The sequence below is a fragment of the Helicobacter sp. T3_23-1059 genome, from assembly GCF_053654515.1.
The window spans coordinates 1-23051 of the sequence record NZ_JBSIUV010000011.1; the positions used below are offsets into that span (position 1 = coordinate 1).

Genomic DNA, 23051 nt, shown 5'->3' on the forward strand with positions numbered 1-23051 from the left:
AATATTATAATGAGAGTGCTAGCGGTGGGACATTGCCAACAATTAACAATGTAGCAGGAACAAATGCTTACGCAGGTGCTCACGCGTGGAATCTAATCGCAGGGGTAAAACCTGTATTTGGTCCTGTGTCGTTATCGGTATTTGCAAACTATGGTGTAAATGGGGATTTATACGGCGAGCAGCGCACAAGCTATGGCATTGGGCAATTTACCTACGGGAGCATAGCCACAGGGCTTAACACTAAGAGGGCAGGGACATTTTTTGAGCTAAGCTACAAAGCAAATGACGCCCTAGCCCTAACGCTTGGTGCGGGCTATCAGCTAAGCTATGGTGGAAATGGCGCGACTGTTCCTAGTAATGGAAATCCATTAAATTATGCCGTAGCAAATGAATGGATTCACAGCTACAAAGTCTCTTTCCAAGTCCCCTACAAAATCTCCAAAAACTTTACCATCGTCCCACATATCGGCTGGTATAACTCGTATTTGCGCAAAGCAGGTAGAGAGCAAGGCGGTATCACAGGCGTTATCCGCCTGCGCTATGATATATAATCGATAGGCGATTTTTTGTCATTGCGAGCCGTGCTTGCACGGCGTGGCAATCCACAAAAATAACACCTTGCCATATTGAGCGTAGCGAAGTATCCAAAAATTTTGCAAAATCGCGTTAAGATTTTGGATACTTCGGTCGCTTTGTTTCCTCAGTATGATAACAAGAGATATTTCGCTATCGCTCACTATGACGATAGTAGAGATATTTCGGCTTTTTCAAAGCCTCAATATGACAAGCCTCCCCTGTCATTGCGAGCGTTGCAACGCAACGCGTGGCAATCTATTAAAATAATGTTTCATATAAATCCTCCCATTTTGGATTTTGCTTTTGGATTAAGTTGATTTTGGCTTGTCTTTTTTTCCGCTTTTAGTTGTTTTTCACGCATTATGGCGGATTCCATACTCTCATAAGATTCAAAATACCCTAGCTTATCGACATTGTATTTTTGCGTAAATCCTTTTGTGAGTTTATTTTTATGCTCAAAAATACGCTTTGCTAAATCGTTTGTTGCGCCCACATAAAGCGTGCCATTTGGCTTGCTAAATAAAATATAGACAAAGCCTTGTTTTTGCATTGCGCTACTTTATGTTTGTTGATTATAAAATGCCACGCGGATTTGCAAAAATCCGCTCGCAATGACGAAGTTGGGTAATCTACCCACACCCAAACCCACTCCGCTAAGCGATCGGGAAATAACTACATTGTCATATTGAGCGCGCAAGCGCGAAATATCTCTATTTGCATTTTTAGATTTTCTAAAGAAGCTACGCTTTGAGATACTTCGGTTTCTTACGAAACCTCAGTATGACAAAATATAATGAGTAGATTGCCACGCGGATTTTGTCAAATCCGCTCGCAATGACGAAAACTTTGTCATATTGAGCGATAGCGAAATATCTCTTGTTGTTTTTGTATTTGAGATACTTCGGGCTAAAGCCCTCAATATGACAAAATAAAAAAAACTAATTATGACAAAATCATAGATTGCCACGCGGATTTGCAAAAATCCGCTCGCAATGACGAAGTTGGGTAATCTACCCACACCCTTTATCCCCCTCCGCTAATCGATCTGGAAATAACTACATTGTCATATTGAGCGATAGCGAAATATCTCTATTTGCATTTTTAGATTTTCTAAAGAAGCTACACTTTGAGATACTTCGGTTTCTTACGAAACCTCAATATGACAATGTTATTTTTACTTATGGATTGCCACGCGGATTTTGCAAATCCGCTCGCAATGACGAAAACTTTGTCATATTGAGCGTAAGCGAAATTATCTCTTTTCTTTTTGTATTTGAGATACTTCGGTCGCTCCGCTCCCTCAGTATGACAAATAAAAAAACTAATTATGACAAAATCATAGATTGCCACGCGGATTTTGTCAAATCCGCTCGCAATGACGATACCCACCCCCTAACTCCCTTCGCAATGATGGGGGGCAAAGTCTTACTCGCAATGACAAAAGGTGTGAGAATAACGCAAGCGAGCCATTTGACAAAAACTTGCATTTAAGTATGGCAAAATCTTACTCTCGTATGTTGCCATTGCCCTGCACAATGTATTTGGTGGTGGTTAGGTGGCGTGCGCCCATAGGTCCGCGTGCGTGGAGTTTTTGGGTGCTTATGCCGATTTCTGCGCCTAGCCCAAACTCCCCTCCGTCATTAAACCTGCTTGAAGCATTGACAAATACCGCGCTTGCCTCGACATTGGCGCAAAAATATTGGCTAGATTCTAGGTTTTGGGTGATGATGATTTCGCTATGTTTTGAGCCGTATTTTGCGATGTGAGACAATGCTTCATCGATAGATTTTACTACTTTTATGGCGATTATTAGCCCTCCAAACTCTTTGCCAAAATCTTCTTTGCTTGCGAGTTTGATTTTGCTAGCTAATGCCTCAAAATCTTTCGTGTTAAAATCTTTTTTTGATGATTTTAAAATCTTTATTCCCATTTCACAGATTCTGCTCTCTACGCCATTTTGGGCGAGATTTTTTACAAGTTTTGGCAATATTTTGCCCGCAATATCGCTGTGGATTAGCACGCATTCGATTGCGTTGCAAGCACTTGGGCGAGAGATTTTGGCGTTTTGGCAAATATCTAGGGCGTATTTTTGTCCTATGCTGTCTAAATCTTTGTCGATATATGCGTGGCAGATTCCTGCTTCGTGGAATATTACGGGGATTTTTGAATGCTTTATCACAAAATCAATAAGCCCCCTGCCTCCGCGAGGGATTAGCAAGTCGATGAAATCTCGTGCTTGCATTATTTCGATCATTGTCTCTTGCATAAGATTTTGGGCGTTTTTTTCTTGAAAAATGTCTTTTAGCAAAGTTGGCGTTAGCGCAAGCAAACAATCCTTGCTAAGCCCCGCTAAATGCAAGGCTTCTTGGATAATTTGCCCTAATATTTGATTAGAATGCTCTGCTTCTTTGCCCCCTTTTAGCAGGGCTGCGTTGCCAGATTTTAGGCATAGGGCGGCGGCGTCTATGGTTACATTTGGGCGGGATTCATAGATGATAGCCACCACGCCTAATGGCACGGAGATTTGGCAGATGCGTATCCCGCTAGGGCGCACGCCTCCGCCTAGCACTTTGCCTAGCACTTCGCTTTGATGGTGGATTTCAAGGACGGATTTACACATAGAATCTATTTGCTTATCATCTAGGATTAGCCGTTGGATTAGCGCGGGGGAGAGATTATTTTTGCGTGCGTTGTCTATGTCTAGGGCGTTTGCTTGTTTTATGGATTGTTTGTTTGATTGTAGCAGGGAGGCAATGTTAAGCAGGGCAGAATTTCGCGCATTTGCGCTTGCTAGGGCTAGGGAATGGCTAGCTTTTTTTAGGCATTTTAGTTTATCTAAAATCGCATTTTTTTGGCTTTGGGTTAGGGTTTTTTGTGAGGTTTGTCGCATCGGTGTCCTTGTTTTAGTTGTTTTGTCTTGGTAGATTTTGTTGCAAATGGTTTATTTTACATTGTTTTATGAGGGTTTTGCGTTGATTTTTAGGCATTTTGAGGTGTTTTGTGTGTTTTATTGGGCTTGCAAAGATTTTAGCTAAAATCCATAATACGCTTTTGCATAATCAAAAAGGATTTTTGCCTCTTGTCTTGCCTCATTACTAGCCCCCGCGTCTTCTTCATAGCTTTGCAAGTATAGCTCCCACGCAGTTTGGCTATACTCTTGTATGTCCCACGCTTTATATATCCAAATTCTAGCACGCACAAAATCCCTCTCTAATATTGCGTTTTTTGCGAGATTTAGCGCGTGTGAAAACGAATAGTTGCCATAAAAGACATATTTGTTTTCATCGATTTTTGGCATTTGCGGTGGGGATTTTGGCTTAGATTCTTGTTGTGTATCCTTTGGTGCGTTGTCTTGGGGGGTTTTTGCTTGGGTGGCAAAATCTTGTTGATTTTGTAGGGAGGCTAAATACTTTTTTGAGATTAGGGTTAGGTTTGATTTGGCTAGGCTAGAATCGATAAATGAGCTAAAAAGGCTAGATTTTTTGGCGTTTGGCAGGGCAGAATCTAGCAGGGATTCTACCCCGTAGCGAAATCCTAGCAAAAACACACTAAACAATGCAAAAACCCCGCATAGCGCGTAAAAACATAAGGCGATATAATGTGCGGTATGCTTGGAGGTTTTTATGATTTTGATAAGGCGGGCGGATTTGAGAGAGATTTTGCGTTTGTAGTGGCGACAATGCTTTTTAGCAAATGCGCTTGTCGCTTGAGCGGCTTTTTTGATAAAAGGGTTTTTGTATGCGGAGTGCTTTATGGTGCTAAGGGTTTTTGATATGCTTGCTAAACACTTAGTGAAATATTTGGCTAAAAACGGCGTAATAATATGTGAAAAAATGTGGGTAAAAAAGCGGGAAATATGGATTTTAATTTGTGTGAATTTGTGGAGGGTTTGTCGCATCATCGTATTTTGTAAAAAAACGCGCAAAAAATCACGCAAAAACTTGCGCAAAAAACGCGAAATCTTTGTGGCAAAATTTGTAGAAAAAGTGGCGATTTTTGAAGCGATTTTAGCGATATATTTTGATTTATATTTTGACACAAAAGAAGTCAAAATATAAGCGTTGGTAGGCTTTTTGGTGGCTTTATTTGGATATTTATTTTTGCGTGATGAGTGCAAAACTCGTTTGATAAAATCTCTAACTCTTTGTAGCAACCTCAAAATCATACTCCATATCCTCATTTCCTATGATTTTTGGCGTGATGATAATCACCATTTCGCGCTTTTGTTTTATCGTCTTTTTGTAAGAAAAAAGATATTTTATCAACGGAATCGAGCCTAGCAAAGGGACTTTTTTGGTAACGACATTGTGGCTTTCGTTGATTAGCCCGCCTAAAATCACTTTTTGCCCGTCATTTATGCGCACGATAGAAGAAAGCTGATTGGTAGAGAGATTTGGCGGGGAGGATAGCGCGGTTGGCTGGTTTTCTATGGAGGGGTCTTTGGCGGCGGTTATGGAAGGGTTTATTTTTAAGATTACTTGGTTGTTTTGGATAGATGGCGTTACATCGAGCAAGACACCGCTAAAGACGCTAGGGTATTGGTAGCCTGTGTTTTGTATAGTGCTAGAGTTGGTGGAGGTTTGGTAGATTAGGCTTTGTGAATAGCGCAAGACATTGCCTACTGAAATGATTGCTGGCTGGTTATTTAGCGTGATTATTTTTGGGTTTGAGATAGATTTTGTCGTGCCGTATTGGTTTAGAAACTGCACGATGTCGCCTAGTTGTAGATTTTGTGAGAAAACATATACGCCGTAGTTTAGATTGCCATTTTGGGAGCTAAAAATCTCTGGGGTTGGATTTTGGGTATTGATACTTAGCTCATAGAGTTTTCCCCAATTTACGCCTATGGTGTTGCTATCATTATGCTCTATGGTAAAGATTTGCACATCGATTTGGACTTGCTGGGATAGGCGAGATTGGAGGCTATCTAGGTAGTCTTTTGCCCTATCTAGCTGGGCGTTGGTGGCGTTTATGGTGATGAGTCCTGCGCCTTTGTTGATGATGATTCTAGGGTGTTTTGGGTTGTAGCTGTCTTGCTCTTGATAGACTAGGGCGATTAGCTCATTTTCTAGCTCCCCCCAAAAATTTAGCTCATCAATGGAGTAGATTTTGGTCCCGCTTTTGCCAAAAAGCGGGCTTTGTGTGCCTTGTGAGAGGGCTTTGCTTTGGACATCTTCGCCAAGTGGGCTTTGGGAGTTTATGGGATTTTGGAGGTGCTGATAGGCATAAGAGCTACCATAGGGGCTTAAAGAGTTCATTTGGGATTCTTGTCCATAGACGACATCGGTGTTTGAGCTAGCGACACGGGCGGTGGAAATGTAGTTTATGTGAAAGGTGCGGGTATTTAGGTGGTTAAACCTTACAAGCCCGCCCTCTAGCTCATAGTGCAAATCGCTAGCTTTTGCGATAGTGGAGATGATCTCATCAAATCGTTTTTGTTTGAAATTTAGCGCGACTTTTGTGCTATCTAGTGCCTTTTTTGCGCCATTTTCATAAGAGAGGCTTAAGGAGCATTGAGATGCTAGCTCTTCAAGGAGGATTCTAGGGGATAGATTTGGGCTGCTTTGGAGGGTGAAAGATTTTTGATTGCATTGCTTTGCGGTGGCGTTTGATAGGGCTAGGAGTAGTGCAAAAATGGCATAAAATCTAAAGTGATTTGGTATTTTTGAAATCTTTGGCAAAATCATTTTGTAATATTCCTTTTATATGTTATTTGTTTTGTGATGTTGGATTTGGCTCTTGTGGGGCTAGATTTTGTTTTGTTTGGGCTAGTTGCGTGCTATGTTTTGCTTTGATATGGAGGGTTTTTTGACTTTGTTTTTTATCCATTAGCGTAATGGTGTGTGGCGTGATATGGGCTATGTAATAAGAGCCGATTTTATCCCCTAGTTTATACCATTTGTCGTGGATTAGGACTTTGTGATTTAGTATGGCTTCTATGCGTAGCTCTAGCTCCTTTTCGCCAAACACACTTAAAATGCGGTATTCTTTTTGTAGTTTTGGTTTTAGCAATGCTTCAAATTCGTGTGGATTTATCGACTCTTTTGCTTGCAAATGCGCTAAGCAAAACATAATCGCAGTAGAAGCAGTAGAAATTACAATGCGAGAAAAAATGCTTTTTAGAAAATCTGCTACCTTATTCATTTAGCGCGATCCTATCAAATATCTCGCCAAAATTGATTGCCTCAACCCTCATTTCTAAAGCACTTGCAAAGGGTGCGTTTATGGATAGATTTTGGATAAAGATAAAGGGATTTGTCTCTAAAATCTCTAGCACATCTTCTAATGCCTCGCTATCGCCTGTGGTGCTAAAAAATAGATTGTTTTGCGTAAGATTTTGCGGGGGTAGATTTTGACTTTTTGTGCGTTGTGGTTGGGTTTGTGGTGCGGGGTTTGCGGAGGTGTTTTTAGGATTATTAGCGTGGTTAGAGAGTTTTTCAAATCTAAATGGCTTTAAAAGATAGCCTAACGCCTCATTGTTTAGGGATTTTTCTTGCAAAGAATCTAGCATTTTTTTGTTTGTTGTTATGTCTATGTTTTGGGTTGATATTTTTGCTAGCTCGTTTGCTAGATTTTCTTGCTGTTGCAATGCAAAAGTTGCATTTTCTAGTCTGCTATCAGCTAGAGGGAAAATCCACATAAAGCAAACAAATACAGATAATAAAATAGGCAGGCAAAATGCTAAAATCGCTTCTTTATTTTTATGCGCAAAATGCGTATCTAGGGCGATAAAAATATGCGTGGCTTTTTTTGTGGTTCGTTGTAAAAAATGTTTGTTTAGCATTTTGGTTTTTACCCCGTTTTGAAAATCTTTTTTACATGTTGATTGCAACTATGAAAGCTACAATGTGGTGGCAATTTGTGCGAAAATATTTGCGCTAAAAATATCTTTAGGTTCTTGTTGAGCGTCATTTGTCAAATCATTTATATCTGTTTGATAATCCACAAACGCAAAATACGCGCTACTTTGAATCTCTTTGATAAAGTTTTGTATATGTGTTGGCTTGTTTGCATAGATTCCTAGCATTATGGTATTTGGTGTTTTATGGTTTTTACTGCGTTCTACAAAAACGCTTTGCAAATCCTCGCTAAAAGTTTGTTGAGAGTTGTTTTGAAAATTTGGGCGAAAATCTATGCTAGATTGCATAGTGCTATTTTCATTAGAATATATGGCTAGATTTCCTATCCACACGGCGTTTTTGCTCGCTATGGTAGAGATATTTGAAATAATCTCAAGTCTAGGCGTATATGGCTTGCGGATTTGCGCTAGAGTGCGCAGGGCGATATGTAGATGTTCGATATTTTGCAGAGTATGTTTATTGTTTGTTGCTTGTAGATTTTGGTTGGTTATGGTGTTTGCCTCTTTTAGTTTAGTGGCTTGTGATTGGAGGTATGAGGCATAGCCTAGCTTACAGCAAGGCAGGGCAAAAACAAGCGCGCAACAAGCAAACGCCTTTATGCTAGCCCAAAAGCTATTAGTTTGTAAAAAATGCTTTTTTGAAGTGTTGTAAAGTGGCTTTGGTATGTGTGGGGTGTGGATTTTTTGGTAGGGTGGGTGAGTATCTGGGATATTTAGCGTATGTGCAAAATCTAGGTTATGTTGGTTTTGTGGTTGATTTTGTGTCTGGCTTTGTAGCTCGCTTTGTAGCACAAAATCAAAACATAGTTTTTCTTTGGTTGATTCTATCTTTTTAAAACTTGCTAGAGATAAAAGGGCTTGCAAATCGCTAGAATCACTAAAATCATTAGGATCTATGGTGTCTTGGGACTCGCCTTGCTTAGCGCAATCTAGCATTTTTTCGATAAATCCATCTAAATATAGGATTTGTGGATTTTGCTTGCCATAGGCTACATTTAGAAATGCTAGCCCTGTTTTTAGCTCGGCTACACTAGGGCAATAGCTATCATAAAGCAATTCGCCATTTTTATACAGCATAAGCCAACTATCTAGCAAAAATACGCCATTAGGATTTTGCTGAAGTGAAAAAGGCAAAAGCAAAAAAGGGACTAAAATATCACAATACGCTTCCTCCTCCCTCATCGCAAACACTCGCAAATGCCCATTTTTTGACTTCACAAAAGATAGTAGATATTTTATGTCATTTTCAAAAATCCCTTTTTTTAGACAATGCTGATAAAGCGTGGCATAAATATCGCTGTGTGGCGCGTAGTCGCTAGCTATTTGGGTATTATGCCATTTGCTTAGGCTCTCTAGCTCTTTTTCTTGGATATTGCACATTATTAGCTCGCTAAATTTTGCACAAGAAATCTTTGTAAGAGAGGCTTTGGGCTTAATAGGTGCTAGGGCATAATTTAGCAAGATTTTAGGATTTTCATCACCATTTTTAGCTTCGCTTTTATTTTCATTTTGAGTAGTTTGGTGTGCGAAGTGGCGATAGTAAGCAAGTCGTTTTATGGAAATATGAGACATTTATATCCCTAAATATTGTAATTTTATAGCTTTTTTGTAGATTTTGTGGAATCAAAAAAAACGGGAATCATACAAAAATATCTACGCATTGTCAAATAATTTTTATCTTTTTTGAAAAATTTTCGCTATTTTTTATTTTTTTGGGTAGATTGGTAACTTTATTTGGCATTTTCGCCACACGATAAATGCTAAATGTTGCGATATACAAAAACATAATCAAAAAGTCAAAAATAAAACAGCGACTACAACCTGTGGCTATGTCTAATAAATGTGGGTAGATTGGAGGTAAATCTCACGCCCTAACACCTCGCAAAAGCATAGGGCGTAAATGCTATTTGGAGCTATGATACTTACAGCCTAATCCCCCCAAAACTTGCCTTGTTGCAAAATCTTTGTTACAATTCTGCCCCTTGCGTTTTAAAATTTAAACTTAAAATGCAAAATCAAAAGCGGGGCAATCATAATGTGGCAAGAAGCCCCCAAAATCTAATCAAAGGAGCAACAATGGCAATAGGAATGGGCGAGCTTAAAAAAGGGCTAAAAATCGAAATCGAGGGAATCCCCTATCGTATCGTAGAGTATCAGCATGTCAAACCGGGCAAGGGAGCGGCGTTTGTGCGCGCCAAAATCAAGTCGTTTTTGGACGGCAAAGTCATCGAAAAGACTTTCCACGCGGGCGATAAATGCGAAGAGCCAAACATCGTAGAAAAGCCTATGCAATACCTCTATCACGATGGGGACAGCTATCAGTTTATGGATACGGAAAGCTATGAGCAAACCGCGATGAGTGCCGAGCAGGTGGGCGAAGCAACCAAATGGCTACTTGATGGTATGAATGTCAGCGTCCTGCTACACAACGACAAGGCGATAAGCGTGAGTGTGCCTCAAATAGTCGAGCTAAAAATCATAGAAACCCCGCCAAACTTCAAGGGCGACACCTCATCTGCTGGCAAAAAGCCCGCCACTTTGGAATCTGGAGCGGTGGTGCAGATACCATTTCACATACTAGAGGGCGAGACTATCCGCGTAAATACCGAAACAGGCGAATATGTGGAGAAAGTGAAGTAGGGAGTAAAAAGGGGACAAAAATGGCAAAAAAGATTTTGGCTGTGCCTTGTGTAGTTGGGTGCTTTGGCTTAAGCGGGTGCTATCAAGCCACTGTAAATCTAGTCTCAAGCGGGAATTATTACCTAATGGGCGATTCAAATTGTAGGCGATATATCGAAAAAATAAGCGAAGATGGCAACTATGTAGAATGCTATAATTCTAGTGGTAAACACACAGAAAACAGAAAAACTCTCACGCCCGACCAAGTGCAATACTATCAAATGAAAGAACTGCAAAATGCCCAAAATCAAATGCTTTTTTGGCAAAGTTATAATGCAGGAATCAATGCGACTAAGAGATAGATTTTACCCACAAAATCTAGCAAAAATCATCAAACACCTCGCCACCACGCCATTCACGCCCTTGTGCAAGTGTGAAATATTTTTCCGCGCCTTGCTCCTCAAAAAAGCTACCGCGATTGATATGCACAAAGATATTATTTTCATAGATGATTTCTACAAGTGCGTAGGGCTTAATAGTGTCTTGCTGAAATCCACAAACCACAAACAAAGATTTTGTATCACTAGAGAGGGCAAAATCTAGCACGGTCGCGGAGTTGTTTTTATTTTGTGAAAACAATGCACCTTTTTGTAGCTTATAAAAATACTCCTCTAATGGCGTTTGGCTGGATTCTTTAGGGCAGAGGGGAAATTCTGTGGGTGTCCTCCAATCTCGCTGTTTAGCTATATTTGGCGATATTGCTTGTATATCACAATCTGCAATATTGAAATTTATCTCATTTGCGATAGTCTCTTGCTGTCTTTGTATGTCTTGTTCGCGGATTTGTAGCAAAAAGTCGTGCTTTGCTTTTTGTGCTTCCTCTAACTTTGGAATCAGCTCTTTATATCGTGTTTTTTCTTGCTCTGCGATATAGCCACAATTTATATGCACAAAAAATTTATTTTCATAGATTATTTTTGTAACTGCATAAGGTTTTTTATTTTTTGTTTTAATCTGACAAAGCACAAAAATCGCATCTTTATTCTCACTCATTTCAAATTTTACTATGCGAGATGAATTAAAATGATTTTTTGTGAGATTCGCGTTTCGTTTTAGATTTCTAAAATAATCCTCCAAAGGCGTATCGCTAATTTCTTTCGGACATAATATAAATTCACTAGCCGTTGTCCAATATCGTTGCACTGCTACATTTGGCGATAATGCTTTTATGTCATAGTTGTTAATTTCTTGTGGATAAATAGGCTTATAAATCCATTCGCCCATTTTGTGGTTTTCTCTAGAATGCTCATCGCGCACAAAATGTTGGTGTAAATCTTTTTTGCGCGATGATAAAAGTTGCAAGTTTTTTAGACAATGTTGTGCTTCCTCTGTGCTTACACTCCGCATCCACTCGATATTTTTATCCTCATTATTTTTTGCTCTCTCGCTCAACATACTTGGATTTTCCAAAAACGCCCTTATACTTCCGCAATAATATTCAATCTTGCTTCGCGTGATGGGGTTTAGCAAGGCATTTTCAAGTCGTGTCAAATATCTCAAATTTTGTGGGCGGTTATTTTGGCGATTGGTGTCTATATGGTCTGTGATATGTTCTTTTGTCGGTGGCTCTCCATAAAACGCTAGGGCTACAATCCTATGCACGCGAGCATTTCCAATATATAAATATCCATTTTGTAGATTTGCCTTACCAAAAGTCCAAATATTATCTAGCTTTCGTGGTTTTTTTCCTGCTTTAGCGTGGCGCAAAACCGCTCCATTATCCCGCACAGAGTAGCACTCATCTTTATAAATACATTCTTTGGTTTGCGTAAAATCATCTATGAGATTCATATTTGTCCTTTTTTATCCCTTGCTATTTTTGTAGGATTTAAAAGTTTATAGTCTTAAGTATTATATAATCTAACCTTGCGATTTTGTATATTTAGCCTCAATATAGAATTTAAATTTTAAAAAGGAGTAAAAAATGAGCAATGAAGTAAAAAAAATGTTAGCGCCTTTGGCAGAGGGGTTTGAAGAAATCGAGTTTGTAAGCATTGTAGATACTTTGCGTAGGGCTGGGGTGGAGGTAGTCATCGCTGGCGTTAATGGCTCTAACGAAGTAGGGGTGAAAAAGGATTTGCGCGCAAGTGGAAATGGTGCAAACCAAAATCTAAGCGGAGCAAAAATCGCAGAGGTGCAAATCTACACAGGGGCGCACGGCGTAGAGATATGCGCGGAAGTGTCTTTGGAGGGGCTAGATTCTAGTGCGTTGGCGGGATTTGATGGCGTAGCTTTGGCAGGGGGCTGGCAGGGAATGCTAAACCTAAAATCTAGTCAAAAACTGCGCGATATTTTGCAAGATTTTAAAGCGCAGGGCAAGCTAGTAAGCGCGATTTGCGCTTCGCCTATCGTGCTAGATAGCGCAGGCGTGCTAAGTGGGAAGTTTGCGTGCTACCCTAGCTGTGAGGCATTCACAGATGAGTCTGCGAGCGATAATGCAGACAAAAACGCAGAATCTAGCACGGACAAAAACGATAACAAAGCAAGAAAAACACCACAGCCAAAGCCCCTAAATGGCGAGTATGAGCCAAATGCAAGTGTCGTGAGAAATGGCAATCTCATCACCGCAGCGGGTCCTGCCACAGGGATTTTATTTGCCCTTGAAATCATAAGCTACCTTTTGGGGCAAGCAAAATCAAACGAGATAGCCGAACAAATGCTTGTGCCTTATCTCAAATCAAATGCTAAGATTGTGCGCGACAAAATCTAAAACAAAGCCCCAAACACCCAAAAATATGCAACAAACTGCGCAATCTCCAAAAATCAACAATACACAAAAAACCCTAGCAATCGTGTATAAAAGCAAGTATGGAGCGACAAAAAAATATGCTAAATGGCTAGCACAAGCCATAAAAAATATGAAAAATACGCAAGAGAGTGCAAAAAAAGCAAGTGAAAAAAAAGATGGCGCAAAAAAACAAACAATACAAAAAAATATAAAAAACGCAAAAAATAGCCCGATACACTGCATAAACTGCGACATATACGATGCAAAGGATATGTTAGCACAAGCCCTAAAACCATACCAAATCATCATTTTTGCAGGTGCTTTGTATGGTGGGGAGCTAAGCATAGGGGCAAGTCTAAAAGATTTTTTGGCAAGCCAAAAAAACGCCACAAAAGCCCAAAAATCCACAAAAGCCACAAAATCTACGCAAAATCCACAAGATAAATACGCTACCACCAAAACTTCCAAAATCTACCCAAATATCGCGCAAATATATTGCCTTATCATCGGGCTTAGCAGTCCCAAAAACGCGCTAAACTACCAAAAAGCCCTAGACAAAAATCTAACCAACGATGAGCAAAAAGGCATTAGATTTTACTTTTTGCAGGGTGGGATTGACTTTGATAAGCTAGATAGTGGCGATAGAGCGCGTATGGAGGCATATCGCGCTATGCTAAGAGCCAAAGAGGATAAAACCCCCGAGCAAGAAGCATTGCTAAAAAATCAAAAGCTAGATTTTGCCCGCAAAGACTTGCTAGAGCCTATCATAGATGAAATCATAAACGCGCAATAATGCCACAAGCAAAACTGTGCTAAAAAAATTACGATTATTAGATAACATAATCTTTGTATTTTACATTAAAAGCGTGATTGATTTTGTGTGAAATTCTTTATAAAAAAGGCATTGTATGATAACCAAAGATAACTTGCAAGATTTGCTTCTCTCACTTGGATTTGTAGAATCTAGCGCGCAGATTCTCACCAAAACTTTCAAAGCGCGCAAATCCCTAGCGGGGGGGGGGGGAATACTACTACTCTAAAAGTTGATTTTAAAGCAAAAACAATCAGCTACCTCCCGCTTGATGAGAGGTTTAGCGAGGGAGAATATCCAAGCAAAGATAAACCAAGCAATGGCTTTATTATCCACCGCCACACCACGACAAATTTAAGCTCAAATGAAAATTTTGTCTGCCTTTTGGCTGTGGATAGACTTTTAAGCAAAGGTTATGAAGCAAGGCATATCATCTTAGAGCCGACTTTCAAAGTCGGACATAAACCGAAAGTCTATGGTGATATTTTGGTGCTTAATCAAAATTTTGAAAATCTTATTTTGATTGAAAACAAAACCTATGGCAAAGAATTTGACAAAGAATGGCAAAATATGCTTAAAGATGGCGGACAGCTTTTTAGCTACTACGCGGTAAATAAAACACCATTTTTGTGCCTTTTAGCGTATGATTTTGATTTTGCGTCAAACAAAATTATTTACAAAAGCCACATTATCACTACCAAAGACAATAAAGAGCATTTACAGCTTGTAAATGACGGAGTAGAAAAAGACAAACAAAAACTAGGCTTTGAGGATTCTGCAAACGCCAATGCTAAAGATTATTTCAAAGTGTGGAGCGAGACTTATCAGTTTGCCACTACGACAAAAGGATTGCTTGAAGATGATATTTTGCCATATTTAGTAGGCAAAGAAAAATACACACTTAGCGACTTACAAGTCGTCCCTTACAACGAGATTGCAAACATTTATCACACATTTGCTACTATTTTGCGAAATAACGCCATAGGCAACTACGAAAACACATTTTATGTGCTTGTGGATTTATTTTTATGTAAAATCATCGATGAGCAAAGCAACCCGCAAGATTTGCAGTTTTATTACAAAGGCGTGAGTTATGACAATCCTTTTCACTACATAGATAGATTGCTAAATCTCTACGAAAAAGGCATTGACACGCTTTTTAAGAAAAAAGTTGTCAATATCTCAAAAAGTCAAATAGATTCTCTTTTTACCCAAGCCAAACGCTACAAAGGAGAATTTAAAGCCAAAATTGAAAGCATTTTTGACAAACAAAGTATTTTAATATCAAAAAATTTAACTTCATCGAAGTCGAAAATGAGGAGGAATTTTTTATTAACTTCAAAGTGCTTATTCAAATAAGCAACCTTATCCAAGATTTTTATATTACCCAAAGTGAAAACAATCAATTTTTAGGCGACTTGTTTGAGGGATTTTTAAACCGCTCTGTGCATCAAACAGAGGGGCGATTTTTTACCCCTACGCCTATTACAAATTTTATTATTTCCTCATTGCCTACGCTCTCATCACAGCCAAAAGTGCTAGATTTTGCTTGTGGAGCGGGACATTTTTTGACAGAATTTATCACGCACAATCAAAATGCTAAACTTTATGGCATCGAGAAAAACAAAGATTTAAGCAAAGTCGCCAAAACAGCCTGTGTCCTGCATAATGCAAGTCAAACGCAAGTGATTTTTCAAGACGCGTTAGATTTTGTCAAAGAAGCATTTGCTAGGGATTTTGAAAATGGCAGTTTTGATATAATCATTTCAAATCCACCCTACTCTGTCAAAGGCTTTTTAAGCACACTTACACAAAAAGCATTAGCAAATTTTGAGCTAAGTCAAAGCATCGATACTAAAAGCTATGACAAAAATGGCTCTATTGAATGCTTTTTTATCGAGCGTGCAAAGCAGTTTTTAAAAGAAAATGGGCTTTTGGTGCTGGTCTTACCTGTAAGTGTATTGCAAAAAGGACAAATCTATGAAAAAACGCGCGAGATTTTATTTGCACATTTTAAACTTCTCGCCATTGTCGAGCTAAACTCACGCACTTTTGGCTCCACAGGCACACAGACAATCATTCTTTTTGCCAAGAGGGTAGAAAAATACGCCAAAGATTTGATTTGCGCTTTGCAAGAAACAAAATTTGATGACGAGCGAATAGCAAATGATTTTGATAAAAAAGACTTTTTGAGGGAATATTGTGATTTTGTGGGCTATGATTATGATGAGTTTAGAGCGTTTATGGGTGGAGGCGATTTAGCACAAAATCTAGCACAAAATGAAGTTTTCAAAGACTACAAAAGCGATTTTGACTCCACTAAACCAAAAGTGTTTAAAAAAGTAGCTATTAAAGAAAGCGACAAAAAAGATTTATTTGAGCAATCAAGCTTTTTTATGCCAGACCTAAGCCCAAAAGAATCAAAACAAGCCCTTCATAATTTTGAAAAAAGCACAGAATTTAAAGAAGCTACAAAGGCATTTTATGTGAAGCAGTTTTTAGCGCAGATTCGCCATTTAGAGCAAGAAAAAATGCTTTATTACGCGCTTATTTGCGATGAAAAAGTGCTTGTGCTAAAAAGCCCAAATGACAAAAACACCCAAAACAAAAGCAACAAAGCAAATATAGTCAAATTTTTAGGCTATGATTGGAGCAAACGCAAGGGCGATGAGGGGATTAAATACCAAACCACCACGCTAGAAAACGATGAGTTAAAAGAGGGCAAAGATGACAGCGATGAGGAAAAGAAAAGCAAAGAAGCCCTGCGCAATATCAACTCTGTCAAATACATTAGCACCCCACTTTATAATCCAAATGACAAAGAGGACAAAAGCAAACTTGCCTTTGGTATCAAATCTTTTATACGCGCCCAAGAGCAAGATTTAGATTCGCAAGATATACATAGTGAGCTAGAAGCGATTTTATCAAATCTACAAAGCAAAGAAGCAGATTCTTATAGTCTTTTTGTAAGCGATATAAAATCTATGCTTGATTTTACCCGCGCAGAGTTTAGCAAAGCGATTAGTCTAAATCCTGCCACGCAAAATAGCGCAAATAATCTTTTTGAAAATTCTAAATTTGAGATGGTAAGATTAGGCGAAGCAATAGCAGAAAATCCAAAATCAAAAATTCAAGTCAATCAAGTCAAAGAAAACACAAAAGGCAAATATCCTTTTTACACAAGTGGGCTAAACATTTATCGCTACGATGAAGCATTGATAAGCGGAGAAAATATATTTTTATCCACAGGCGGAAACGCATTAGTGCAATTTTATGACGGGGAAAGTGCCTATTCTACCGATACTTACGCAATTAAAAGCCGTAATGAAAATGAATTTTTTACAAAATTTATTTACTTGCTTTTAGAAAATATTACACCTATAATTAACGAATTTTACTTTAAAGGAATGGGCTTAAAACATTTACAAAAAACAGAATTTAAAAATATAAAAATCCCCAAACCGCCCCTAGAAATCCAACGCCAAATCATAAGCGAATGCGAGAGCGTAGAATCCCAAAGCCAACATATAAAAGACTTAATCGCGTTGTATAGGGATTTAATTAGCGCGATTTTAAATAAATGTGGCATAAGCGATACCCACCCCCTAACCCCCTCCGCAAGGGAGGGGGAAATAAGAGGAGAATCCTCTGCAATCAAGGGGGAATCTATGCCGTCATTGCGAGAATCGCGAAGCGATTCGTGGCAATCCACAAACACAGATTTACTTATAGAATCTCTATTATCCCAAATCACCACGCTACAATCTAACCTTGATTTTAAAATATTACCCACCCCTAAATCGCCCTCGTGCTGCGGGAGGGGACTTGATTTGTCTTTTGTGAATGACACACCACCCCAAACCTCTCGGCTAAGGGGAGGGGCTTATTTTGATTCCTCCCTTGCGGAGTCGCCACTCTCTCTTTCCCCCTCCCTTGCGGAGGGGGTTAGGGGGTGGGTGCAATCCCCCGATTCGTCATTGCGAGGGAATGAAATGAGCGTGGCAATCCACACCGATTGTCATACTGACCCTGAGCAAAGCGAAGGGGAAGTATCCAAAAATCCACAAAATAGAGATATTTCGGCTTTTTCAAAGCCTCAATATGACAAGAATATAGATTGCCACGATTTGACTGCGTCAAATCTCGCAATGACGGATTTACTAAAATCCCTCCCCACACCACCAAAACAGGGTTGGGATAAAGTCGCTTTAAGCAATGGCGACATTTTTGAGCTAACAATCGGCGAACGAGTGCTTGATAGTGAATTGCACGAGCAAGGCAAAATCCCTGTGTATAGCGCAAATGTAACCAAACCCTTTGGATTTATAAACAAAGAATTGCTAGAAAAACTAGGCGATTATGACAGAGATAGCGTGCTTTGGGGGATTGATGGCGACTTTATGATAGGTTTTGTGCCGAAAAATACGCCGTTTTATCCTACCGACCATTGCGGAGTGCTACGCATTAAAGACAAAAGCACAAATATGCGAATCGCGGGATTTGGGCTAGAAAATGAAGGGCGCAAATTTGGATTTAGTCGAAACTTACGCGCTTCGATTAGCCGAATCAAATCGCTTAAAATCCCCTTGCCACCTTTACGCGAGCAAGAAAAAATCATCAACTGCATTGAGAGCATAGAATCCAAAATATCCGCGCTAGATTCTACCCTCCCCGCGTTAGAACGCACCAAATCCCAAATCCTGCAAAAATATCTTTAGCATAAACATTGTTTTTGATAAAATGGCAACTTTATAAACCAACCAAACCCACCAAATCAAAACCCACTTAAAAGCTATAAAACTTTGCGACAAAATGACTTATGATTTCTAAGGATAAATATGCTACATAGCCCACAAACGCTTCATCAAAATGCCCAACACCTCACGCCAAATTCCACAAACCCCACGCTAACTAAGCCAACCCTATCCTCTACCAAGCGCGCCATAGCTAGCCAAAAATGGCAAGTTTTTAAGCGCAATAAAAGAGCGTTTTTTTCACTATATGTGTTTTTGTTTTTGTGCTTTGTCTCGCTTTTTGCCCCGTTAATCGCCAATCACAAGCCCTTACTAATTTATCACAATCATAGCTTTTATTTCCCGTTATTAAAATTCTACCCCGAGAGTGCGTTTGGAGGGGATTTTGAGAGTGAGCCAGACTATAATGATCCTTTTGTCAAAAACGAATTATTAAAAGATAGCTTTGTGCTAAAACCTTTGATTGCATATTCTTATGATACGATTATTTTAGATTTAGATACCAATTCCCCTACGCCACCTGATTTTAAGCATATTTTAGGTAGCGATGACCAAGCGCGAGATGTCGCTGCTAGACTTCTTTATGGGCTTGCGATTTCTATCGCATTTGGGCTAGTGCTTAGCGTGTTTTGCGTGATTATCGGTGTGAGTGTGGGCGGGGTTTGTGGGTATTATGGTGGGCTTGTGGATTTGCTAGGGCAAAGGGGCATAGAGATATATGCTAGCGTGCCGATTTTGTTTTTGCTAATCATTTTGTCTAGCTTTATTGTGCCTAGTTTTTGGTGGATTTTGGGTATCGTGCTTGCGTTTAGCTGGATAAGCCTTGTTGGTGTGGTGCGTGCGGAGTTTCTAAAAGCTAGAAATATGGAGTATGTCAAAGCGGCAAAGGCATTAGGGCTTAGCAATGCGCGGATTATGTTTAGGCATTTGTTGCCAAATGCGATGGTTGCTACGATAACTTATATCCCTTTTATTATGGCGGGGAGCATTAGCACGCTTGTTACGCTTGATTTTTTGGGGTTTGGTATGCCTGTGGGTAGCCCCTCACTTGGCGAAATCTTAGAGCAAGCAAAAAATAACCTAACCTCCCCACATTTAGCCATAAGCGGATTTTTGGGCGTGGGGATTTTGCTTTGTGTGCTGGTGTTTATAGGCGAGGGCGTGCGCGATGCCTTTGACCCTAGAATCAAACATAAACAAACGCGCTAAGTTTCAAAACTCTATATAATGCAAAAAAACAACGCAAAAAATTACATAAAACAATGCGATTTAGCGACTATTCCCCGCGTCTATCTAGCTCGCTGATATTTAGCCCGATGAATTTATATGCCAAAAAGATGACTAAAGGCCAAAAGCATATCAAAAATAACGACCATAGCATTTCACACGCTCCTTTTTAGAAAATTTTCAAACGAATATAAATCTAACAAAAAAACCAAAATCTAGCAAACCCCAACAAGCAAAATCATAGACAATTTCGCGCACAAGATTAAAGCAACTTCGCACCCACGATTCACACACGATTGCACCATAAAAACCAAAACCTAATACGAATGCGAATCCAAATCGCTTAGCTCCATTTTTTTGCTATCCATTTTGCGCCACACAAGCACGATATAGCCTAGCACAAAGGGGATTGTGAGGCTTACATAGCCCATCACGCTTAGCGTGTAGTAGCTTGAGCTTGCATTTGCGATAGTAAGCGAGCTTTGCAAATCGCTTAGACTAGGATAAAACGCGCTATCCCCCAAGCCCACATTCAAAAACACCGCCATCACCGCGCACACCACGCCCACGCCCAAAGCAAAAATCCCTTTTGTGCCTTTAATGCTAAAAAAGATTCCCGCTAGCACGCACACCACGCCTATAAGAAGCAACACTACAATCAATGGATTTTGCAAAAAGCTCTGCAAATACAGATTCTCCACCATTACCACTTCGCCACTCTCACTTATGCCAAAGCCCTCTTTCAAACAAATCCACGCTAAAAATCCAAGAAAAAATGGCAAAAACAACGCCGTATTTACTACTATGTCTTTGCGGGATTTTTGCGTGATATTTTCGTTTGCTATGGCGTTTATGAAATAGCTCTCCGCTAAAATCCTGCTTAAAAACACGAGTGCAAAGCCTAGCAAATAATTACACGGATTTGCCAACGCTTCTAGCCCGCGCCACTCACTCTGCCACTCTACAAAATTTTGAGAATCTAGAGTGAAATATGAACCGCTAAAAAATGTGCTCACCGCCACGCCGATAAGAAACACGCCCAAAATCCCGTTGATTTTCAAAAACACTTCATAGGTTTTTGCGCCGAGTAGATTGCCCTCTTTTTTGCGGTATTCATAGCTTACGGCTTGCACAATAAAGCAAAAGAGTATCGCAAGCCACACCCAATACGCCCCGCCAAAGCTCGTAGCATAAAACAGCGGAAATGCCGCAAACGCCGCCCCGCCAAAAAGCACTAGCGTGGTAAATCCTAGCTCCCATTTTTTGCCCAAAGTATTGATAAGCAGGGATTTTTCCTCTTCATTGCTTGATAGCCTATCGATAAGCCCTTGCCCACCTTGCACAAAAAACATAAACACCAAAAGCCCGCCTAGCAAACTCTCTAACACCCACCAATACACTTGCAAATGCGCTAATTCTAATCCAAAAAACATCTAAAATCCTTTGCTTATGGTTTTTTTCATAATGCCAAGCTCGGCGAGTAAGAGCGCAGTGAATAAAAACAAAAATAAGAAAAATGAAATTTGAATGTTGGTGTGCGAGAGGTTTGTCGCAGCGATATGCACAGGCATCAAATCCTGTATCGCCCACGGCTGCCTGCCCACCTCTGCGACTATCCAGCCCGCCTCTGCTGCGATGTAGCCAAAGGGTATCGCCACCACGCAACACCATAAAATCTTTCTAAACTTTTGCACATCATTTGCCATAGAGAGATACAGCACCACGATAAAAAGCACAAAAAACGCAGAACCTAACGCCACCATCAAATGAAAGCTATAAAAAGTAATCGCCACAGGTGGCACAGCCCTCTCTTTTGATTCTAAGTAGCCATAGCCAAAATTGCTCATATTTGCCTGCAAGATAGATTTTTGCTCCTCCATAGCCTGCGTGTCATTTTGCTCTTTTGCTTCTTTGTAGGATTTTAAGGCTTGCACGGCGAGCTTGCCTGAAGCGATTTTAGAATCTAGAGAGGGGATATTTTTTTCCTCATTGCCAAAGACTAAGTCATTTATCCCGGGAATAAACCCGCCACTATCCCTCGTGCCTAAGATTGAGAGCGCGTAGGGAATGGTAAAATCAAACAAAAATGTCGGCTTTTCATCGCCTAGCTTTTTTTCAGGGTTTAGTATGCCAAATGCCACAAGCCCCGCCCTATGCTCGCCATCATAGATTCCCTCCATTGCGGCGAGTTTCATCGGCTGCTTTTGGGTAACTTGATACGCACTCTCATCGCCACTAAAAAAGAGAAAAATCGAAGTGAGAAGCCCAAAGCTAGCCCCGACTATGAGAGACCTTTTCGCCTCCCAAATATGCCGCCCGCGAAGCAAAAACCACGCGCTTATGCCCATCACAAAAAGCGCGGAAATCACATAGCCACTCGCAATAGTGTGGAGGAATTTCGCCACTGCCACAGGGGAGAGAATCACCTCTAGCACGCTACTCATCTCATTTCGCGCACTATCGGGGTTAAATATCGTGCCGATAGGGTATTGCATCCAGCCATTTGCAACTAATATCCAAAACGCAGAGAGATTGCTCCCAATGGCAACGAGCCACGAGGAGAGGAGGTGGAATTGCTTTGAGACGCGATTCCACCCAAAAAACATCACCGCAAAAAATGTCGCTTCTAAGAAAAACGCGATAATGCCCTCAATCGCAAGTGGTGCGCCAAAAATATCGCCCACAAACCAGCTATAATTTGCCCAATTTGTGCCAAACTCAAATTCCATTATAATGCCTGTGGCGACACCGATAGCGAAATTTACGCCAAAAAGGGTGAGCCAAAATTTCGTAATTTTTAGCCATTTTTCATCGCCACTTTTGACATAGATACTCTCCATAATCGCTACGATGAAGCTAAGCCCCAAAGTCAGCGGGACAAACAAAAAGTGATAAATCGCGGTGAGTCCAAACTGCGCTCTACTCCAATCGACACTTAATTCCATATTTACTCCTTTTGTGTGGGATTTGTGAAATTTGTGGGATTTGTGTGTGTGGGATTTATGTCGTTTATGTGCGCGGTATCGTGTGATTTTGGTTGGATTTTGCTTTGGTTTAGTTGGGCGGTGTCTGCGGTGGTATTTGTGTTTGGCGCGGGGGTTTTAAAATGTGCATTTGTTGCGGGCATATTTTTGTCGCCTGTGTGCGTGAAATCGCTTTGTTGCGTGAGATTGCCTAGCACAAATTGAGATTTTGCTTCGCTTGTGCCTAGAGTGGCTAGCGAAGTATCATAGACAAAGACTTTGAGCACGCCAAACATTATGATGAGTTTGATAGCTATCACCGCCCACAGCACTCTACCAAGCGTCATATTTCTAAACCCATCGACATAAAAGATAAAGATATTTTTTAGGAATGTCATTTCGCCCCGTTTTTAAGTATTTGACTTGCAGAATCTATAAAGCAGAATCTATAAAA

22 protein-coding genes and 1 pseudogene are annotated in these 23051 nt (G+C 40.1%); 10 read left to right on the forward strand and 13 right to left on the reverse strand.

Annotated elements, in window-relative coordinates:
* Window positions 1–551, forward strand: a pseudogene (locus ACWIX0_RS04555) (hypothetical protein); the annotation flags it as partial.
* Here ACWIX0_RS04555 and ACWIX0_RS04560 read toward each other — a convergent pair.
* From ACWIX0_RS04560 to ACWIX0_RS04570, 3 genes are all read right to left on the reverse strand, one after another.
* Window positions 526–648, reverse strand: a complete 123-nt coding sequence (locus ACWIX0_RS04560; RefSeq protein ID WP_454172332.1) for a hypothetical protein — start codon at window positions 646–648, stop codon at window positions 526–528. The pseudogene ACWIX0_RS04555 and the gene ACWIX0_RS04560 overlap by 26 nt on opposite strands.
* A 199-nt stretch (window positions 649–847) precedes the next feature.
* Window positions 848–1126 (reverse strand): GIY-YIG nuclease family protein, encoded by a 279-nt coding sequence (locus tag ACWIX0_RS04565; protein WP_454172334.1) that lies wholly within the window; start codon window positions 1124–1126, stop codon window positions 848–850.
* A gap of 225 nt (window positions 1127–1351) precedes the next feature.
* A complete protein-coding gene (locus ACWIX0_RS04570; protein ID WP_454172336.1) occupies window positions 1352–1594 on the reverse strand; it encodes a hypothetical protein in 243 nt (80 codons plus the stop codon).
* Window positions 1595–1644: 50 nt separating this feature from the next.
* Between ACWIX0_RS04570 and ACWIX0_RS04575 the strand changes: the two genes are divergently transcribed.
* Complete coding sequence (locus ACWIX0_RS04575) at window positions 1645–2067, forward strand: hypothetical protein (RefSeq protein WP_454172338.1); 423 nt, start codon at window positions 1645–1647, stop codon at window positions 2065–2067.
* Between the two features lie 13 nt (window positions 2068–2080).
* Here ACWIX0_RS04575 and ACWIX0_RS04580 read toward each other — a convergent pair whose 3' ends face one another.
* The 6 genes from ACWIX0_RS04580 to ACWIX0_RS04605 form a co-directional block, all read right to left on the reverse strand.
* Complete coding sequence (locus tag ACWIX0_RS04580; protein WP_454172437.1) at window positions 2081–3514, reverse strand: glutamate-5-semialdehyde dehydrogenase; 1434 nt, start codon at window positions 3512–3514, stop codon at window positions 2081–2083.
* Between the two features lie 93 nt (window positions 3515–3607).
* Window positions 3608–4741, reverse strand: a complete 1134-nt coding sequence (locus ACWIX0_RS04585; protein WP_454172339.1) for a hypothetical protein — start codon at window positions 4739–4741, stop codon at window positions 3608–3610.
* Window positions 4713–6263, reverse strand: coding sequence for a pilus (MSHA type) biogenesis protein MshL (mshL, locus tag ACWIX0_RS04590; RefSeq protein ID WP_454172340.1), 1551 nt, complete (start codon window positions 6261–6263; stop codon window positions 4713–4715). The genes ACWIX0_RS04585 and mshL overlap by 29 nt, the downstream gene beginning before the upstream one ends.
* Window positions 6264–6285: 22 nt before the next feature.
* Complete coding sequence (locus ACWIX0_RS04595; RefSeq protein ID WP_454172342.1) at window positions 6286–6720, reverse strand: hypothetical protein; 435 nt, start codon at window positions 6718–6720, stop codon at window positions 6286–6288.
* Complete coding sequence (locus ACWIX0_RS04600) at window positions 6713–7360, reverse strand: hypothetical protein (protein ID WP_454172344.1); 648 nt, start codon at window positions 7358–7360, stop codon at window positions 6713–6715. The genes ACWIX0_RS04595 and ACWIX0_RS04600 overlap by 8 nt, the downstream gene beginning before the upstream one ends.
* 57 nt (window positions 7361–7417) lie before the next feature.
* On the reverse strand, window positions 7418–9007 hold the full coding sequence (locus ACWIX0_RS04605) for a hypothetical protein (protein WP_454172346.1): 1590 nt from the start codon (window positions 9005–9007) through the stop codon (window positions 7418–7420).
* A gap of 504 nt (window positions 9008–9511) precedes the next feature.
* Between ACWIX0_RS04605 and efp the strand changes: the two genes are divergently transcribed.
* Together efp and ACWIX0_RS04615 are read left to right on the forward strand one after the other, a co-directional pair.
* Window positions 9512–10075 (forward strand): elongation factor P, encoded by a 564-nt coding sequence (efp, locus tag ACWIX0_RS04610; RefSeq protein WP_454150770.1) that lies wholly within the window; start codon window positions 9512–9514, stop codon window positions 10073–10075.
* 20 nt (window positions 10076–10095) lie between these two features.
* Complete coding sequence (locus ACWIX0_RS04615) at window positions 10096–10416, forward strand: hypothetical protein (RefSeq protein ID WP_454172348.1); 321 nt, start codon at window positions 10096–10098, stop codon at window positions 10414–10416.
* 16 nt (window positions 10417–10432) lie between these two features.
* Here ACWIX0_RS04615 and ACWIX0_RS04620 read toward each other — a convergent pair whose 3' ends face one another.
* Complete coding sequence (locus tag ACWIX0_RS04620) at window positions 10433–11905, reverse strand: HNH endonuclease signature motif containing protein (protein ID WP_454172350.1); 1473 nt, start codon at window positions 11903–11905, stop codon at window positions 10433–10435.
* A 133-nt stretch (window positions 11906–12038) separates the two neighbouring features.
* Between ACWIX0_RS04620 and ACWIX0_RS04625 the strand changes: the two genes are divergently transcribed.
* The 6 genes from ACWIX0_RS04625 to ACWIX0_RS04650 all read left to right on the forward strand — a co-directional run bounded on the left by ACWIX0_RS04625 (window position 12039) and on the right by ACWIX0_RS04650 (window position 19616).
* Window positions 12039–12824 carry a DJ-1/PfpI family protein gene (locus ACWIX0_RS04625; protein WP_454172352.1) on the forward strand — a complete coding sequence of 262 codons (786 nt, stop codon included), beginning with the start codon at window positions 12039–12041 and terminating at the stop codon, window positions 12822–12824.
* 25 nt (window positions 12825–12849) lie between these two features.
* Window positions 12850–13635 (forward strand): hypothetical protein, encoded by a 786-nt coding sequence (locus ACWIX0_RS04630; RefSeq protein WP_454172354.1) that lies wholly within the window; start codon window positions 12850–12852, stop codon window positions 13633–13635.
* A gap of 115 nt (window positions 13636–13750) precedes the next feature.
* Window positions 13751–13882, forward strand: coding sequence for a hypothetical protein (locus tag ACWIX0_RS04635; RefSeq protein ID WP_454172356.1), 132 nt, complete (start codon window positions 13751–13753; stop codon window positions 13880–13882).
* A gap of 161 nt (window positions 13883–14043) precedes the next feature.
* Window positions 14044–15012, forward strand: a complete 969-nt coding sequence (locus ACWIX0_RS04640) for a hypothetical protein (RefSeq protein ID WP_454172358.1) — start codon at window positions 14044–14046, stop codon at window positions 15010–15012.
* The gene (locus ACWIX0_RS04645) at window positions 14997–18371 is read left to right on the forward strand and encodes a restriction endonuclease subunit S (protein ID WP_454172360.1); all 3375 of its coding nucleotides are present in this window, start codon (window positions 14997–14999) and stop codon (window positions 18369–18371) included. The genes ACWIX0_RS04640 and ACWIX0_RS04645 overlap by 16 nt, the downstream gene beginning before the upstream one ends.
* Before the next feature lie 120 nt (window positions 18372–18491).
* Entirely contained in the window at window positions 18492–19616 is a 1125-nt protein-coding gene (locus ACWIX0_RS04650; protein WP_454172361.1) for an ABC transporter permease, read from the forward strand.
* Window positions 19617–19951: 335 nt separating this feature from the next.
* On the opposite strand, the gene ACWIX0_RS04655 is transcribed toward ACWIX0_RS04650, so the two are convergent.
* The 3 genes from ACWIX0_RS04655 to ACWIX0_RS04665 are packed head-to-tail and all read right to left on the reverse strand — an operon-like array spanning window position 19952 to window position 22995.
* Window positions 19952–21067 (reverse strand): cytochrome d ubiquinol oxidase subunit II, encoded by a 1116-nt coding sequence (locus ACWIX0_RS04655; protein ID WP_454172363.1) that lies wholly within the window; start codon window positions 21065–21067, stop codon window positions 19952–19954.
* A complete protein-coding gene (locus ACWIX0_RS04660; protein WP_454172364.1) occupies window positions 21068–22579 on the reverse strand; it encodes a cytochrome ubiquinol oxidase subunit I in 1512 nt (503 codons plus the stop codon). It lies immediately after the preceding gene.
* A 2-nt stretch (window positions 22580–22581) separates the two neighbouring features.
* Window positions 22582–22995 carry a DUF4492 domain-containing protein gene (locus ACWIX0_RS04665; protein WP_454172366.1) on the reverse strand — a complete coding sequence of 138 codons (414 nt, stop codon included), beginning with the start codon at window positions 22993–22995 and terminating at the stop codon, window positions 22582–22584.
* Window positions 22996–23051: the final 56 nt, after the last annotated feature.

Bases quoted from the DNA above. Each gene is read 5' to 3' on its own strand.
- ACWIX0_RS04565 (WP_454172334.1), bottom strand. From the start codon at position 1,126: ATGCAAAAACAAGGCTTTGTCTATATTTTATTTAGCAAGCCAAATGGC.
- ACWIX0_RS04585 (WP_454172339.1), bottom strand. From the start codon at position 4,741: ATGATTTTGAGGTTGCTACAAAGAGTTAGAGATTTTATCAAACGAGTT.
- mshL (WP_454172340.1), bottom strand. From the start codon at position 6,263: ATGATTTTGCCAAAGATTTCAAAAATACCAAATCACTTTAGATTTTAT.
- ACWIX0_RS04595 (WP_454172342.1), bottom strand. From the start codon at position 6,720: ATGAATAAGGTAGCAGATTTTCTAAAAAGCATTTTTTCTCGCATTGTA.
- ACWIX0_RS04600 (WP_454172344.1), bottom strand. From the start codon at position 7,360: ATGCTAAACAAACATTTTTTACAACGAACCACAAAAAAAGCCACGCAT.
- ACWIX0_RS04605 (WP_454172346.1), bottom strand. From the start codon at position 9,007: ATGTCTCATATTTCCATAAAACGACTTGCTTACTATCGCCACTTCGCA.
- efp (WP_454150770.1), top strand. From the start codon at position 9,512: ATGGCAATAGGAATGGGCGAGCTTAAAAAAGGGCTAAAAATCGAAATC.
- ACWIX0_RS04615 (WP_454172348.1), top strand. From the start codon at position 10,096: ATGGCAAAAAAGATTTTGGCTGTGCCTTGTGTAGTTGGGTGCTTTGGC.
- ACWIX0_RS04620 (WP_454172350.1), bottom strand. From the start codon at position 11,905: ATGAATCTCATAGATGATTTTACGCAAACCAAAGAATGTATTTATAAA.
- ACWIX0_RS04625 (WP_454172352.1), top strand. From the start codon at position 12,039: ATGAGCAATGAAGTAAAAAAAATGTTAGCGCCTTTGGCAGAGGGGTTT.
- ACWIX0_RS04630 (WP_454172354.1), top strand. From the start codon at position 12,850: ATGCAACAAACTGCGCAATCTCCAAAAATCAACAATACACAAAAAACC.
- ACWIX0_RS04635 (WP_454172356.1), top strand. From the start codon at position 13,751: ATGATAACCAAAGATAACTTGCAAGATTTGCTTCTCTCACTTGGATTT.
- ACWIX0_RS04650 (WP_454172361.1), top strand. From the start codon at position 18,492: ATGCTACATAGCCCACAAACGCTTCATCAAAATGCCCAACACCTCACG.
- ACWIX0_RS04655 (WP_454172363.1), bottom strand. From the start codon at position 21,067: ATGTTTTTTGGATTAGAATTAGCGCATTTGCAAGTGTATTGGTGGGTG.
- ACWIX0_RS04660 (WP_454172364.1), bottom strand. From the start codon at position 22,579: ATGGAATTAAGTGTCGATTGGAGTAGAGCGCAGTTTGGACTCACCGCG.
- ACWIX0_RS04665 (WP_454172366.1), bottom strand. From the start codon at position 22,995: ATGACATTCCTAAAAAATATCTTTATCTTTTATGTCGATGGGTTTAGA.